13 protein-coding genes are annotated in these 14,296 nt (G+C 74.9%); 11 read left to right on the top strand and 2 right to left on the bottom strand.

The window, feature by feature from the left end; all coding sequences use genetic code 11:
* Positions 1-35 precede the first annotated feature (35 nt).
* The 4 genes from K1J57_RS18055 (at position 36) to K1J57_RS18040 (ending at position 5,657) form a co-directional block, all read left to right on the top strand.
* The gene (locus tag K1J57_RS18055) at positions 36-602 is read left to right on the top strand and encodes an SRPBCC domain-containing protein (protein WP_220559732.1); all 567 of its coding nucleotides are present in this window, start codon (positions 36-38) and stop codon (positions 600-602) included.
* 135 nt (positions 603-737) lie between these two features.
* Positions 738-2,360, top strand: a complete 1,623-nt coding sequence (locus tag K1J57_RS18050) for a bifunctional aspartate transaminase/aspartate 4-decarboxylase (protein ID WP_220559731.1) — start codon at positions 738-740, stop codon at positions 2,358-2,360.
* Between the two features lie 150 nt (positions 2,361-2,510).
* Positions 2,511-4,205 (top strand): aspartate-alanine antiporter, encoded by a 1,695-nt coding sequence (gene aspT, locus K1J57_RS18045; protein ID WP_220559730.1) that lies wholly within the window; start codon positions 2,511-2,513, stop codon positions 4,203-4,205.
* Between the two features lie 234 nt (positions 4,206-4,439).
* Positions 4,440-5,657 carry a CdaR family transcriptional regulator gene (locus K1J57_RS18040; protein WP_220559729.1) on the top strand — a complete coding sequence of 406 codons (1,218 nt, stop codon included), beginning with the start codon at positions 4,440-4,442 and terminating at the stop codon, positions 5,655-5,657.
* A gap of 47 nt (positions 5,658-5,704) precedes the next feature.
* Here the strand turns inward: K1J57_RS18040 and K1J57_RS18035 are convergent, their stop codons facing one another.
* Complete coding sequence (locus K1J57_RS18035) at positions 5,705-6,670, bottom strand: LLM class F420-dependent oxidoreductase (RefSeq protein ID WP_220559728.1); 966 nt, start codon at positions 6,668-6,670, stop codon at positions 5,705-5,707.
* A 175-nt stretch (positions 6,671-6,845) separates the two neighbouring features.
* On the opposite strand from K1J57_RS18035, the gene K1J57_RS18030 reads away from it, so the two are divergent.
* The 4 genes from K1J57_RS18030 to K1J57_RS18015 all read left to right on the top strand — a co-directional run bounded on the left by K1J57_RS18030 (position 6,846) and on the right by K1J57_RS18015 (position 9,986).
* On the top strand, positions 6,846-7,382 hold the full coding sequence (locus K1J57_RS18030) for a YbhB/YbcL family Raf kinase inhibitor-like protein (RefSeq protein WP_220559727.1): 537 nt from the start codon (positions 6,846-6,848) through the stop codon (positions 7,380-7,382).
* Positions 7,383-7,632: 250 nt separating this feature from the next.
* The gene (locus K1J57_RS18025; RefSeq protein ID WP_220565628.1) at positions 7,633-8,667 is read left to right on the top strand and encodes an ATP-grasp domain-containing protein; all 1,035 of its coding nucleotides are present in this window, start codon (positions 7,633-7,635) and stop codon (positions 8,665-8,667) included.
* A gap of 8 nt (positions 8,668-8,675) precedes the next feature.
* Positions 8,676-9,512 (top strand): 3'(2'),5'-bisphosphate nucleotidase CysQ, encoded by an 837-nt coding sequence (locus K1J57_RS18020; RefSeq protein ID WP_255646411.1) that lies wholly within the window; start codon positions 8,676-8,678, stop codon positions 9,510-9,512.
* Between the two features lie 66 nt (positions 9,513-9,578).
* Positions 9,579-9,986, top strand: a complete 408-nt coding sequence (locus tag K1J57_RS18015) for a DUF1707 domain-containing protein (RefSeq protein ID WP_220559726.1) — start codon at positions 9,579-9,581, stop codon at positions 9,984-9,986.
* 218 nt (positions 9,987-10,204) lie between these two features.
* Here K1J57_RS18015 and K1J57_RS18010 read toward each other — a convergent pair whose 3' ends face one another.
* Positions 10,205-10,699 (bottom strand): DUF3145 domain-containing protein, encoded by a 495-nt coding sequence (locus K1J57_RS18010; protein ID WP_220559725.1) that lies wholly within the window; start codon positions 10,697-10,699, stop codon positions 10,205-10,207.
* 281 nt (positions 10,700-10,980) lie between these two features.
* On the opposite strand from K1J57_RS18010, the gene K1J57_RS18005 reads away from it, so the two are divergent.
* The 3 genes from K1J57_RS18005 (at position 10,981) to K1J57_RS17995 (ending at position 14,295) form a co-directional block, all read left to right on the top strand.
* Positions 10,981-11,523, top strand: coding sequence for an RNA polymerase sigma factor (locus tag K1J57_RS18005; protein WP_255646410.1), 543 nt, complete (start codon positions 10,981-10,983; stop codon positions 11,521-11,523).
* Positions 11,520-11,936 carry a hypothetical protein gene (locus K1J57_RS18000; protein ID WP_220559723.1) on the top strand — a complete coding sequence of 139 codons (417 nt, stop codon included), beginning with the start codon at positions 11,520-11,522 and terminating at the stop codon, positions 11,934-11,936. The genes K1J57_RS18005 and K1J57_RS18000 overlap by 4 nt, the downstream gene beginning before the upstream one ends.
* Before the next feature lie 325 nt (positions 11,937-12,261).
* On the top strand, positions 12,262-14,295 hold the full coding sequence (locus K1J57_RS17995; RefSeq protein ID WP_255646409.1) for a CHAT domain-containing protein: 2,034 nt from the start codon (positions 12,262-12,264) through the stop codon (positions 14,293-14,295).
* The last annotated feature ends 1 nt before the right edge of the window (position 14,296 follow it).

Genomic DNA, 14,296 nt, shown 5'->3' with positions numbered 1-14,296 from the left:
CCTCCTCCCCCAGGGCCCGAACAGAGAGCACCCCCATGAGGATCAACAACGAATTCGTCGTCCACGCGCCCGTCGAGCGGTCCTGGGAACTGCTCACCGACGTGGAGTCCCTCGTCCCCTGCGTTCCCGGGGTACGCCTGGTGGGAACCGACGGCGACACGCACCTGGCCGAGGCGCGCATCAAGGTCGGCCCCGCCGTGGTCGCCTGCCACGGCACCGCCCGCCTGGTGGAGAAGGACGAGGGCGCGCGCCGCATCGTCGTCGAGGCGACCGGCCGGTCCCGGCGCGGCGAGGGGACCGGCTCGGCCCTCATCACCGCCGGCCTGCGCGAACGCGGGGAGGACACCGTCGTGTCCGTGACCACCGACCTGGAGCTGGCCGGAGGGCTGACCCGCTGGACCGAGCCCGTGCTCACCGAGGTCGCGGGCGGGCTCATGGAGCGCTGCGCCCGCCGCCTGGACGAGCGCGCGCCCGGATCCGGCACGGACGCCGCCCCGGCCGCCCCGGAGCGGGGCGGGGCCGGGGTCCAGCGGCTGTGGTCGGCGGCCGCCCTGGTGGTGGTGGCGGGCGGCATGCTGCTGGGCTACCTCCTGTTCGGCTGACCCGGCACCCCCGCTCTCCCGGCCAAAGCATGGCGGGAGGCTCGGTTCTCCTTGACCCCGGGCCGGGCACGCCCTGATGGCGCACGCATGGCAACTGCGCACTCACTTCGAGTGACGACCATCGGGGGAACCGGAATGACCCACCTGGAGGACGACCGCGCATCCCAGCGCCGTCTGGAGGGGCTCAGCCCCTTCGAGCTCAAGGGGCACCTCATCGACCTGGCCGAGGCGGAGCAGCGCAAGACCGCGCACGCCATGCTCAACGCCGGCCGGGGCAACCCCAACTGGACCGCCGCGCCGCCGCGGGAGGCGTTCTTCCTCCTGGGCCGGTTCGCCGTCCTGGAGAGCCGCGCCGCCTGGAACGAGTGGCCCGCCGTCGCCGGCATGCCCCGACGGGAGGGCATCACCGAGCGCTTCTCGGTGTTCCTCGACCAGAACGCCGGGGAGCCCGGCGCCGACCTGCTGCGGCGGATCCTCAACCGGGTGACGCACGACCGCTCCGACGCCGTCCTGCACGAACTCGTCGACGGCATCATCGGTGACAACTACCCGGTGCCCGACCGCATCCTGCCGTTCGTCGCGAAGTCCGTGCACGAGTACCTGGTGCACGCCATGGGCGGCCGGCAGCCCGAGGCCCCCTACGACCTGTTCGCGGTCGAGGGCGGCACCGCCGCCATGTGCTACGTCTTCGACTCGCTCCAGGTGAACCGGGTGCTGCGGGCGGGCGACCGGATCGCGCTGATGACCCCGATCTTCACGCCCTACCTGGAGATCCCGCACCTGGACCGGTACGGCTTCGACGTCGTCGAGGTCAGCGCCTCGCGCGGGACCGCGGACGGCTTCCACACCTGGGACTACGACGACGCCGAACTGGACAAGCTCGCCGACCCCTCGGTCCGCATGGTCTGCCTGGTCAACCCCAGCAACCCGCCGTCGGTGGCCCTGTCGGAGCGGGCCCTGGACCGCATCCGCGACATCGTGGAGAACCGCAACCCGGACCTGGTCATCGTCACCGACGACGTCTACGGCACGTTCGTGGAGGGCTTCACCTCTCTGATGGAGGTGTGCCCGCGCAACACCATCGGCGTGTACTCGTTCTCCAAGTACTTCGGTGCGACCGGCTGGCGGCTGGGGGTCATCGCGCTCCAGCCGGACAACACCGTGGACGCGCAGATCGCCCGGATGAGCGGGGAGGACGCCGAGGCGCACCGGCGCCGCTACGCCTCCCTCACCCTGGACCCGGCGTCGATGAAGTTCATCGACCGGATGGTCGCCGACAGCCGCTCGGTGGCGCTCAACCACACGGCCGGGCTGTCCACGCCCCAGCAGGTGCAGATGGCCCTGTTCGCGCTGTTCGCCCTCACCCACGCGCCGGAGGAGTACCACGGGCCCGTCAACGAGGTGCTGCGCCGCAGGCTGGCCGCGCTGTCGGAGAGCCTGGGCGTGGAGTTCCCCGACAACCCGCTGCGGGCCGGCTACTACGTCGAGCTCGACCTCCTGTACTGGGCCGAGCAGCACTGGGGCTCGGAGTTCGCGGCCTGGATGAGGGAGAACTACGAGCCCGTGGACCCGGTGCTGCGCCTGTCCGAGGAGGACGGGGTGGTCCTGCTCAACGGCGGCGGCTTCGACGGACCGGCCTGGTCGGTCCGGGTCAGCCTGGCCAACCTCGACCACGACGCCTACACCCGGATCGGCCGGGCCCTGCGGGAGATCGGGGAGGAGTACCACCGCCGCTTCACTTCGTCCCACGGCGCCTAGGACCTGTTCTCGAGTGTCCTCCCGTGCCGCCCGGCGGCGGCGCGGCCGCCGGACCGTCCGCCGAGGTGATGGCGGGCGGCGGGCGGGCCGGTGCGGAACGGACATTCGAAGGACACGGCCTGGGCCGCCCCGAGTCGTGAGGAGGCCGCCGTGGGCGGTTGGATCACCGACCTGTTCCAGAACACCCCGGAGATCGCGCTGTTCACCGCGCTGGCGCTGGGGTACGCGTTCGGCAAGGTGCCGTTCGGACCGATCCGGTTGGGCGGGGTGTGCGGCACCCTGCTGGTGGCGCTGGTCATCGGCTACCTGACCGGAGCCCAGCTCGACGACGGGGTCAAGAACCTCGCGTTCGCGCTGTTCATCTTCGCCCTGGGGTTCAGCAGCGGGCCCCAGTTCTTCGCCAACCTCAACCGCAAGGGACTGCGCTACCTGGGCTTCCCGATCATCGAGGTGGTCTCGGTGATCGGGGTGGTCCTGGTGTTCACGGTGCTGCTGGGACTGGACCAGGGCACCGCCGCCGGGCTGATGGCGGGCGGCGCCACCGAGTCGGCGGCGCTGGGCACGGCGAGCGAGGCGATCGGCCGCCTGGGCCTGTCCGCCGACGAGACCACGGAGCTCCAGAACAACGTCGCCACCGCCTACACCGTCAGCTACCTGTGCGGTCTCATCACCATCGTGCTGCTGACCAGCCAGATCGCGCCCCGCATCATGCGGTTCGACCTGCGCGAGGAGTCGGCGAAGCTGTGGCAGAAGATGAGCGGCGGCCGGGAGCGGGCCGACGGGGAGACCCCGGCGCTGCCGGACCTGGTGGGCCGCGCCTACCGGGTCGAGCAGTCCGACGGGCGCAGCGTGGACAACATCCACGCCTCCCTCAACGGCCATTCGACCGTCGAGGAGGTGCGCCGCGGCGACCAGACCGTCAAACGCCCCGACCCGGGGTTCCGGGTGCGCACCGGCGACCTGCTGGTGCTGGTGGGCCGCCGGGCGGCGCTGGTGGGCGCCGAGTCGGTCATCGGCCCCGAGCAGGCCGAGGAGCCCGACACCGTCCTCCAGAGCCTGGACGTGGTGCTCACCCACCGCGGCACAGACCACCTGCCGCTGGAGTCGCTGGGCGAGGTGCTCGGCGCCGACCTGCGCGAGGCCGTGTTCATCCGCAGGCTCACCCGCACCGAGCAGGAGATCCCGGCGCTGCCCAAGACCCGGCTGCACACCGGCGACGTGCTCACCGTCGTGGGGGCGCCCGCCGATGTGCGAGCGGTCGAGAAGAAGCTCGGGTACCCGGTGGTCTCCCAGAAGACCACCGACTTCGTCTACCTGGGCCTGGGCCTGGTGCTGGGCATCCTGGTCGGCCAGATCGTCATCCCGATCGGGGGCGCCGACCTCACCCTGGGCACCGGCGGCGGGGCGCTGCTGTCCGGGCTGGTGTTCGGCTACCTGCGGGCCCGGCGACCCACCTTCGGCTCGCTGCACCCGGCGGCCGCCGGGACGATGAAGGACCTGGGGCTGGCCACCTTCATCGCGGCGGTGGGCATGTCCGCGGGCCCCTCGGCCTGGCAGCTGGTGCAGCACTACGGGGTGATGCTGCCGGTGGCGGCGGTGCTGACCACGCTGATCCCGGCGTCGATCTCGCTGTTCGTGGGCCGCAGGCTGATGAGGATCGAGCCGCCGCTGCTGATCGGCGCGGTGGCCGGACAGCAGTGCAGCACCCCGGCGATCAGCCAGGTGGTGTCGACGGCCGGGAACACGGTGCCGGTGATCGCGTACACGATCACCTACGCCATCTCCAACATCCTGCTGCCGTTGACCGGGCCGATCATCGTGGCCCTGGCAGGAGCGGTGGTCTAGCACCGCGGGACACGCGAGGGGCCCGCCGCCGGCCGGACCGGCGACGGGCCCCTCGCGTGTCCGGTACCGTCCGGGACCGCGTTACCGGGGGGCCGGGCTTGTCCCCGGAACGCGGCTCTGGTGGTATGGATGTGTCCCCCGTCACCCTCGGCGGGGCGCACCCCGATTCTGGCGCACGGAGCACGCGCGGGCGTGCCACGGACGGCTCCGCCGTGCGTCCGCGCCGGAGGAGACATGACCCGTCCCCCGCGGGAGAGCGGCCGCACGGACCCGTTCTCCGACATCCCCCCGGAGGTGGGCGCCCGCATGCGCTCCCTCGCACCGGTACTGGTGGAGGAGGCGCTCGCCGGCATCCACCACAGGCTCGGCGAGGCCCTGGTGGCGCCGGACGCGAAGGCGGGGGCGCGCCGCCTGCTCGACATCGGGGTGAAGGGGTTCATGGAGCGGCTGGGGACCGGCCGCGGCCCCGACGAGGCGCTGCTCGCGCGCTTCCGGGCGTTCGGCGCCCACGAGGCCGGGCACGGACGCGGCCTGGAGCGCCTGCACGCCGGGATGCGCGTCATCGCCGCCGCCGTCTGGCGCGTCCTGTCCGACGACGACACCCTGTCCCGCGACCTGCTGGGGCCGCTGGGCGAGGCCGTCCTGCTCTTCGAGGAGGAGCTCGGCGAGGCCGCTGCCCAGGGGCACGCCCGGGTGAGCGCCGCGGGCGCCGACGCCTCCCGGCACCGCCGCACCCGGTTCCTGGAGGCCCTGCTGGCCGGGGTCGGCCGGGATCCGGCGGCGGTCGCGGCACTGGCCCGCGGCGCCCACTGGCGCACGCCCGAGCGCGCCGCCGTGGTGCTGCTCCACCCCGGGCCCGCGGGCGAGGGGGCCGCCCGGCCCGACGCCCTGCCCCCGTCGCTGCCGCCCGACGCCCTGGTGGACCTGGAGCGCCCCGAGCCCTGCGCCCTGGTGCCCGACCCCGAGGGCCCCGGCAGGCTGCGGGCCCTGGAGCGGTCGCTGCGGGGCTCCTGTGCGGTGCTGGGGCCGAGCGTGCCGCTGGAACGCGTCCCGGAGTCGCTGGAGCGGGCCCGGGAACTGGCCGAGCTCGTGCGTTCGGGCGCGGTCCCCGGGGAGGGGCTGGTGCGCTGGGACGACCACCTGCTGGCGCTGCTGCTGTCCCGCGACCCCGCCCTGCTGTCGGCGATGGCCCGGTCCCGGCTGGCACCGCTGGCCGAGCTGCGCCCGCACCAGCGGGAGCGGATGGCCCAGACCCTGCTGGCCTGGCTGGAGGCCGGGTCCAACGCCAACGAGGCCGCCGAGCGGCTGCACATCCACCCGCAGACCGTGCGGTACCGGATGCGGCGGCTGGAGGAGCTGTTCGGTGCGCGGCTGCGCGACCCCGGCGAGCGGTTCGAGCTCGAACTCGTGCTGCGCGCCCGCCGGCTGCCCGGGACCGTCGAAGGGCCCTGAGGGCCGCTCGGAGGGTCCCGGGCCGAACGGGGCCGGTCCCCGCGGGGTCAGTCCCGCGGGGCCAGGGCCCGCACCGCCCGGGCCGGGTCGGCCCCCGGCGGCAGGATCGGGGCCAGGGCCGGGGTGGTCACCCCGTTCTCGACGTAGGCGGCGACGCGCTCGCGGCAGTACCCGGCCGGCCCGTGCACGATCAGCTCGTCCACCACCGCGTCGGGGATGGCGGCCAGCGCGCCCTTGCGATCGCCCTCCTCCCAGGCCTTCCACATCGGGGCCAGCTCCTCGCGGCCCAGCCACTCGTGGAACGCCCGGTAGACCGGGACGTTGAGGTAGGCCGCGATCGCCCGGCGGCCGATGCCCCGGGCGGTGTCCGGGTCCGCTTCGGGGATGACGAAGATCCGGGCGACGATCTCCTTGCCCTCGCCCTGTTCGTGCACGTAGGGGACCACGGTGCGCACGTCCTCGGCGGACAGCCAGTTGATGATGGCGCCGTCGGCCTCGCGTCCGGCCAGCCGCAGCATGCCCGGGCGCAGCGCCGCCACCAGGATCGGCGGGGCCTGCGGCGGCACCGCCCCCAGGGTGAAGCCCTGGACGGAGAACGTGTCGTAGTCGGCCTTGACCCGGGCACCGGTGAACGCCTCGCGCAGGAAGCGGACGGTGTCGCGGACCTTCTTGTAGGGCTCGGTGAAGGGGACGGCGTTCCAGCGCTCGACGATGATGTTGGAGGAGGTGCCCAGCCCCAGGGCGAACCGGCCGGGCGCGGCCGCGGCCAGCGTCGCGGCGCTCATCGCCAGGGTCGCCGGGCCGCGCGTGTAGGCGGGCACGATGGCGGTGCCCAGGCGCAGGTCGGGGGCCCAGACCGAGGCCAGGGCCAGGGGGGTGAACGCGTCGGTCGAGCCCGCCTCGGCCGACCACAGGTCGGTGTAGCCCTGGTCGGGCATCCGCTCGATGACCGCCCTCTGGTCGGGGAGCGGGATCCCTTCGAGCGGAACGGTCATGCCCCAGCGACTGGTCATGGTGGCTCCCTGTCGGTGTCGTCCGTGCCGGTGACCCCCGACCATACCGCCCGGTCGGTCTGCCGTCTTCGGGCGGCCCCGCGACACGGCGGCCGGGAGCCGGGACGCGCGGTCGCGCACCAGCGTATGTTCGTAGGGCCCGAGAAACAGCAACGAACGAAGGAGGCCCCTCACCGTGGCCGTGCCACCCTCCCCCTACGACTTCCTGCCCCCGGTCGCGTCGTTCACCGTGACCAGCGCCGACGTCGCCGACGGGCGCGCCCTGCCCCGAGCCCAGGTCAGCGGGATCATGGGCGCGGGCGGCGAGGACGTCTCGCCGCAGCTGTCCTGGAGCGGCGCCCCCGAGGGGACGCGGAGCTTCGCCGTGACCTGCTTCGACCCCGACGCCCCCACCGCGAGCGGGTTCTGGCACTGGGCGGTGGCGAACATCCCCGCCGACGTCACCGGGCTGCCCGCCGGGGCCGGGTCCGGCGAGTCCGGCGCCCTGCCCGCCGGGGCCGTGACCCTGCGCAACGACGCCGGGTCCCACCGCTACATCGGCGCTGCCCCGCCGGCCGGGCACGGACCGCACCGGTACTTCTTCGTGGTGCACGCCGTGGACGTCCCCGAACTGTCCGTGGACGCCTCCGCCAGCCCCGCGTTCCTCGGGTTCAACCTGTTCTCGCACTCCATCGGGCGCGCGGTCGTCACCCCCGTCTACGAACAGAGGTAGGACGGTCGGACGGCGTGTCGAGGGCGGGTGTCCTCTCCCCAGAGAGCACCCGCCCTCGGCCCTCTTCCTCCCGGGGGCCGATGGATACACGCGCGAGGGGCTCCCGCGGTTCACCGCCGAGCCGGAACCGGCCAATGACGGGCCATCGCGCCCGCCGCGGACTACTCTCGGTCCATCCCCCGCGATCCGCCCGACACGGCTTGGAAGGATTCGTCCGGTGCCAGAGAAGTCTTCGAGGAAACCGACCATCGTGGTGACGACGGCGGGGTCGGCGCCCACCCCCGGCACCATCCTCCACCTGCGGTCGCGGGGCTACCGCGTGGTCGCCACCGACGTCGACCCGGCCGCACCGGGCCTGTACCTCGCCGACCGCGGCCACCTCGTCCCCCCGGGCGACAGCGAGGCCTTCCTGCCCCGCATGCGCGCGCTGTGCGCCGAGGAGGGCGCCGCCGCGGTCGTCCCCCTGGTCGACGAGGAGCTGCTGCACGTCGGCGGCCTGGCCGAGGACGGCGTCGCCGTGCTGCTGCCGCTGCCCGGGTTCGTCGCCACCTGCCTGGACAAGTACCGGCTCATGCGCGAACTCGACGCCGCCGGGATCGGCGTCCCCCGCACCCGGCTCGCCTCCGAGTGGCCCACCGACACCTTCGACGCCGCACGGGGCCTGGTGGTCAAGCCGCGCAGCGGCCGGGGCAGCCGCGGGGTGCGGTTCGTCGACTCCGTCGGCGACCTGGCCCGGGTCGTGGCCGAGAGCGGCCTGCCCGCCGACGAGCTCATCGTCCAGGAGCGGATCACCGGGCCCGAGTACACCGTGTCCGTGGTGGTCTGGCGCGACGGCGGCGTGCAGGCCGTCGTCCCCAAGGAGGTCGTCCTCAAGCAGGGCGTCACCAAGTACGCGGTGACCCGCCGCAACGAGGCGGTCATCGAGACCTGCCGGGCGGTCCAGGAGTCCCTGCGGGCCGACGGCCCCTTCAACGTCCAGCTGAGCCTGGACGGGGACGGCGCGCCCCGGGTGTTCGAGATCAACCCGCGCTTCTCCTCCACCTCCGCCCTCACCACCGCCGCCGGGGTCGACGAGATCGCCGGGCTGGTGGGCCAGGCCGTGGGGAGCGGCCCGCGGCTCGCCGACGACTGGCGCGAGGGGGTGGCCATGGTGCGGCACTGGACCGACGACTTCATCGACGAGGAGCAGTTCACCTCGCACGGCATCAGCCCGGCGCCCGCGACCGTCGGCGTCCCGGTCCGGGACCCCGCCCTGGCCCCGGCGACCCCGCTCGCGGGGCGGTGAGCGGACCCGTGAGCGAGCTGTTGAGCGGAACGGCCGACGGGGCCGCGGAGGGTCCCGGGAGCGCGCACCCGCTGGCGGAGGCGGTGGCCGGAGCGGTCACCGAGGTCGGCGCCCTGCTGCGCGAATGGCGCGGGGACGCCGAGGCCCTGCGGGGCGTGTGGGAGGGGGACCAGTTCAAGGCCGGGGCCGACGCCCGGGCGCACCGGGCGCTGTCGGACCGGCTCACCGCGATCGACCCGGACATCCCCGTGGTCAGCGAGGAGGACCCCGGCTCCCTGGCCCGGGAGCGGCCGCCCCGGTACTGGCTGATCGACCCCGTCGACGGGACCGCCAGCTACGCGCACGGGTTCCCCGGGTACGTCACCCAGGCCGCCCTGGTCATCGGCGACCGCCCCGAGGTCGCCGCCGTGTACGCCCCCGAGTCCCGGACCCTGTACACCGCCGTGCGCGGCCGGGGCGCCCGCCGCGACGGCGTCCCCCTGCCCCGCCACCCGGCCGTCCCGCCCGGGCACGGGGTGCTCACCGACAACACCCCCGAGCCGCGCGGCATCGCCGCCCGGGTCGCCGAGCGCTTCGGGTACGGCGGCTACCTGGAGAGCGGCAGCATCTCCCTGAAACTGTGCCTGATCGCCGAGGGGACCGCCCACCTGTTCGTCAAGGACGTGCCCGTGCGCGACTGGGACGTGGCCGCGCCCGGCCTGGTCCTGGCCGAGACCGGGGGCCTGCTCACCCGGCTGGACGGCACGCCCTTCCCCTACCGGGGAGGGTACGAGCACACCGGGCTGGTCGGCGGGGCCGACCCGGCGACCTGCCGCACGGTCGCGCGCTGGCTCACCGCCCGATGACCCTTCCCCCGTCCCGGGGGTCACGCGTATCGTGTGGGCACCGCACCGCGCCCCGGGGGGTGGGAAGTGGAGAACAGGTACCGCACACGCGCCTCCGACGACGAGCGCGAGCAGATCGTCGAGCGGCTCACCACGGCGTTCGTGGAGGGCCGCCTGGACCTGGTCGAGTACGAGCGCCGGGTGGAGTCGGCACTGAGCGCGGTGCTGATCGGCGAGCTCGACGGGCTCATCGCCGACCTGCCCGCGCCCGCCCCGCCGCCGCTCGTGCCGTCCGCCCGGGAGGAGCCCCGGTGGGAGCACGCCGACGAGTGGCGGTGGTGGCTGGGCATCGCCGTGCTCCTCACGGGGGTGTGGGGCGCGGCGGTCCTCATCGGCGGCGAACCCGTGCCGTACTGGCCGCTCGTCCCCCTGGGGATCTGGGCGGCGGTGCTGCTGGCCTCCCTCATCTGGCCCGACGAGGGCGAGCCCCTCTAGGCCGGGTTCGACGGACGGCCTGCGGCCACAGCCCGGCCACCTTGTTCGGCGCCCCCGAGGGCGGGAGCCTTCGGCCCTGCGTCGCGCTCCTCGCCGCCCGTCGGGTGGCGGAAGGTCCTCAGCGGACGGCCTGCGGCCACAGGCCTCCCCGGGAACCGCTCCTCCGGGGCCTCCAGAACCCCAGCGGGCGCCTCACGAACCCCAGCGGCAGTGGAGACTCAGCCCACGGCGTGGAGCCAGCGGACGGGGGCGCCGTCTCCGGCGTAGCGGAACGGCTCCAGCTCCTCGTCCCAGGCGCGGCCGGTGAGGCGGTCGATCGCCGAGGCCAGGTCGGAGCCGCCGGCGGCGGCCTCCTCCACGGCCAGGCGCAGCCTGCCCTCCGGTACCAGGACCTCCCCGGCGGCGCTGGTGACCGCGGTGAACATACCGAGGGACGGCGTGTAGCTGTAGCGCACGCCGTCGCAGCCGGGCGACCCCTCCTCGGTCACCTCGAACCGCAGGCGCTGCCACGTGTTCAGCGCCGAGGCCACCTGCCCCGCGGTCCCCGGCCGCCCCTGCCAGTTCAGCTCGGCGCGGTGGTTGCCGGGTGCCGCCGGCTGGGCGACCCAATCGAGTTTCACGGGCACTCCTACGACACCCGCGACCGCCCACTCGACGTGTGGGCACAGCGCCGCGGGCGCGGAGTGGACGTACAAGACGCCACGTGCGGACACCGAACCTCCTGATACGAACGAGTGCGCTTCCCCGACGCCCTCGTACCACGAGAAGGTTGCATACCCGCCTGAATGCCTTTGCCCCATTGTGCCCGAAGGGCACCCTGAGGACCAGCGATCTTCTGGGATCTCCCAGTATCCCCCGCCCCTCCGGAGTAACGTGTGCCCCGAAGGTGCTATGGGGGAATCCGATCATAGTGGGGGCGCGTTTGCCAGACCAGTCGCACGAGGACCCTGAAACCGTACTTTCCAGCGACCCGCGGCACGAACACCCCCCGACATTGGCCACAAGCGGACTCGGCCTTGACGACGCCGAACTCGTGCGCCGGGCCGCGAACGGCAGCCGCGAGGCCTGGCGGGACATCGTCGACCGCCACCTGCCGATGGTCAACGGCATCGCCCGCTCCTTCGGGCTGTCCGCGCCGGACCGCGAGGACGTCGTCCAGACGGTGTGGCTGACCCTCAACCTGCACCTGCCCCGGCTCCGCGAGCCGCACCGCCTGCGCGCCTGGCTGTCCCGGGTCACCCGCGACAAGTGCCTGCGCCAGCGCGGGCGCGACGCCCGCCAGTACCCGACCGACCCGGAGGAGTTCGCCCGCGTCGACGGGAACGCCCCGGACCCGGAGGCCGAGTACCTGCGCAAGGAGCGCGACGAGGCGCTGCACCGGGCGGTCGACCGCCTGCGCGACCCCGCCGAGCGCCGGGCCGCGCTGCGCATCCTCGAACCCGGTTCCACCCCGCCGCCGCAGGACCGCCGGGCCGCGTTCAACGAGCGCCGCCGCATGGTCCGCCGGCTGCGCAACACCCTGGAGGACGAGATATGAGCAGCCGGGAGGAGCGGGAGGGCCTCGAGGGCCGGGAGGCCGCGCTGGCGGCCTTCGACCGGAGCGTGGACGCCGTGGACCTCGCCGTCCTCGTGGCCGAGCGGGGCCCCCGCACCGAGGAGGTGCGCTCGGTGGACGACCCGGTCGTCGGGGAGCTGTCCTTCGAGTTCGGGGACGTGCGCATCGACCTGGCCCTGCACGCCCGCGGCCCCTCCCGCACCCTGTCGGGGACGGTCCGGGGCGACTTCGGGTACGCCCTGCTGGAGGCCCACCGGCCGGGCGGCGGCGAGGACGTCGCCTCCGTCGAGGAGACCGGCGAGTTCGCCCTGCCGGACCTGCGCCGCGGGCCGATCCGGCTCACCCTCCGCCGCGACGCCGAGGCCCCGCTCAGCACGGAGTGGTTCACCCTCTGACCGCCGTCCGCAGACGGGGCCGGACGGTCACAGAAGGGGCGGTTCCGAATTGCCATTGCATCCCGCCGGGAACCCCCGCGCGCTCGTCGGCCTTCGCACCCCCTTGTCCGCTTTTGGGCGGCCGACTCCGAGGTGACTTCACGTTCCCATCTCCACACGGACCGTCACCCGCTGCTATTCCTAGAGGTGCTCCTCCCCCTCGGAGAAAGGCGGCCGGACCTTGACCCCGTCCCGTCCCGCACCCCGTTCCTCGACCCCCTCCGTCCGTTGGCGAACAGGCCGGGACGGTCGGGTGGAAAGGTCCGGCCGTCTCCTCCTCCAACGGGTGGTCCTCGGTGTCGCCCTGGCCGAGCGCGGGCTGTTCGACCGGACCGTGGAGATCCTCGACGACACCCACGTCCGGCTGCGGCGGCACCCGTTGGCGGAGGAGGCCGCGCCCGTCCTGCCCGGGTTCCTCGCCAACCTGGGACTGGCCCGGATCCTGTGCGGCGGGTTCGGCGCGGCCGAGGACCACCTGGAGGAGGCCCGTTCCCTGGCGTTGGATCGGGACCTGCACCTGTTGGAGCTGGTCACCCGGCAGAACCTGGGCTGTCTGGCACTGCGCAGGGGCGACGCCGCCGGGGCGATCGCCACGTTCACGGGCCTGGCGCACCGGCTGCCGACCGACCGGCGCGAGGCGCTGTGCGCCGACCTGGCGGAGGCCCTGCTGGCCGAGGGCCACCTGGAGGAGGCCGCGCTCACCCTGGCGGACGGCCCGTGGGCGCACGGCCGGTCGGCGCAGCCGGTCACCCTGCTGGTGGAGGCCAAACTGCGGCTGCTGCGCGGCGACCGCCACCGTGCGCGGGAGCTGGCCCGCCGGGTGCGGGAGACCCACGGCCCGGGGTCGCTGTGGTACCGCCTGGCCGTGCGGCTGGAGGAGATGGCCGAACGGGTGTGCGCGGCCCCGCTGGACTGGTCGTCCGCGTCGCCGCAGGAGCGGGCGCACGCCGCACTGGAACTGCGGCGGCCGGTGAGCGCCTCCGAGCCCGTCCCCCGCCTGGTCGCGGCGCACCGGGCGGTGGACGTGCAGCTCCCCCCGTGGCCCCCGGCCCCGCGGACGGCCGGTGGCGCACGGGCGGCCCGCACCGAACAGTCGCCCCCGGAACCGCGGGCGCCCCGGGCCCCGGGAGGACCCGCCGGTCACCGGCCTGCCGGCGGTGTGCACAGGGCCGGGGAGCGGCGGGCGGCCCCCGGTTCGCGGCTGACCCGTGAGTCGCAGGAGGTCCGCGGCCCGTGGGCCGCCTTCGCGGGGCCCGCCGAAGCGGACCCCCGTGTGCTCGGGGACCCGCAGGTGGCGCGGGCCGGGGTGGAGGTGTCGCTGGCGCGGGGCGACCTGCGCGGTGCGCTGGAGTGGGCCGAGTTCACCGTGCCCCCGGCGCCGCGGGTGCCGGCGGGGCGGTGCGACCCGGTGGTCGAGCGGTACCGGGAGGCGCTGGCGAACGGACGGGACCGGCACTGCCTGGTGTACGCGCGGCGGTGGGAGCGGGCGCGGTACGCGCAGGGTGCGGCCGCGCGGGAGTGCGCTCCGGTGGGCGCCCGGCTGGCCGGGCTGCTGGGCGGCCGGGCGTTCGTGCGCCTGGTGGTCGTGGGCGACGTGGTGGCGCTGGTCGTGGTCGAGGGCCGGGTGCACGCCCGGTCGCTGGGCCCGCCCGCGCGGGTGGCGCGGGAGTTCGGCGCGGCGCTGGCCCCCGTGCTGGAGCTGGTGGACGACCGGCCGCTGGTGGTCGCCGCCGACCCGCGGCTGGGCCACCCGCCGTGGGGCGCGCTGCCCGGGCTGCGCGGCCGGCCCGTCGCGGTGGTGCCGTCGGCGCGGGCGTGGGCGGACCGGGTGGTGCGTCCGCTCCCCCGGTGGCGGCGGGTGCTGCTGGCGGCGGGCCCGGCGCCGCGGGGCGCCGTCCGCGAGGTCGCCGACCTGGGCAGGGTCCACTCCCGGGCGCACCGGGCCGTGCGGGTCGGCGAGGTGGCGGCGGGCGCCGCGGGCTGCGACCTGGTGCACCTGTCCGGGCACGGCCGGGTGGCCGAGCGCTCCCCGCTGCTGTCGTCGGTCGCCCTGGCCGACGGTCCGCTGCTGGCCCTGGACCTGGTGTCGGCGGCGCCTCCGAAGGTGGTGGTGCTGACCTCGTGCGGAGCCGGGCGCTTCGCCGGGGCGCTGCTGGAGGCGGGGGTGCGCGCCGTGGTGGCCAGCCCGGCCCCGGTGCGCGATGCCGGGACCGGACGGGCCGTGGCCGGTTTCCACCGGGCGCTGGCGGCGGGCGCCGCCCCGCCCGAGGCGGTGGCCGCCCACCTGGGGCGGCACGGCTTCGTGTGTCTGGGGGCCTGAC

Origin of the sequence: Nocardiopsis sp. MT53 (genome assembly GCF_019598965.1) — a bacterium.
GTDB lineage: Bacteria > Actinomycetota > Actinomycetes > Streptosporangiales > Streptosporangiaceae > Nocardiopsis > Nocardiopsis changdeensis.
Note: the sequence above shows the minus strand (reverse complement) of the source record. Positions and strands in the feature narration are given on the sequence as shown.

Coding starts and splice junctions, on each gene's coding strand:
- K1J57_RS18055 (WP_220559732.1), top strand. CDS start 36: ATGAGGATCAACAACGAATTCGTCGTCCACGCGCCCGTCGAGCGGTCC.
- K1J57_RS18050 (WP_220559731.1), top strand. CDS start 738: ATGACCCACCTGGAGGACGACCGCGCATCCCAGCGCCGTCTGGAGGGG.
- K1J57_RS18040 (WP_220559729.1), top strand. CDS start 4,440: ATGACCCGTCCCCCGCGGGAGAGCGGCCGCACGGACCCGTTCTCCGAC.
- K1J57_RS18035 (WP_220559728.1), bottom strand. CDS start 6,670: ATGACCAGTCGCTGGGGCATGACCGTTCCGCTCGAAGGGATCCCGCTC.
- K1J57_RS18000 (WP_220559723.1), top strand. CDS start 11,520: ATGAGCAGCCGGGAGGAGCGGGAGGGCCTCGAGGGCCGGGAGGCCGCG.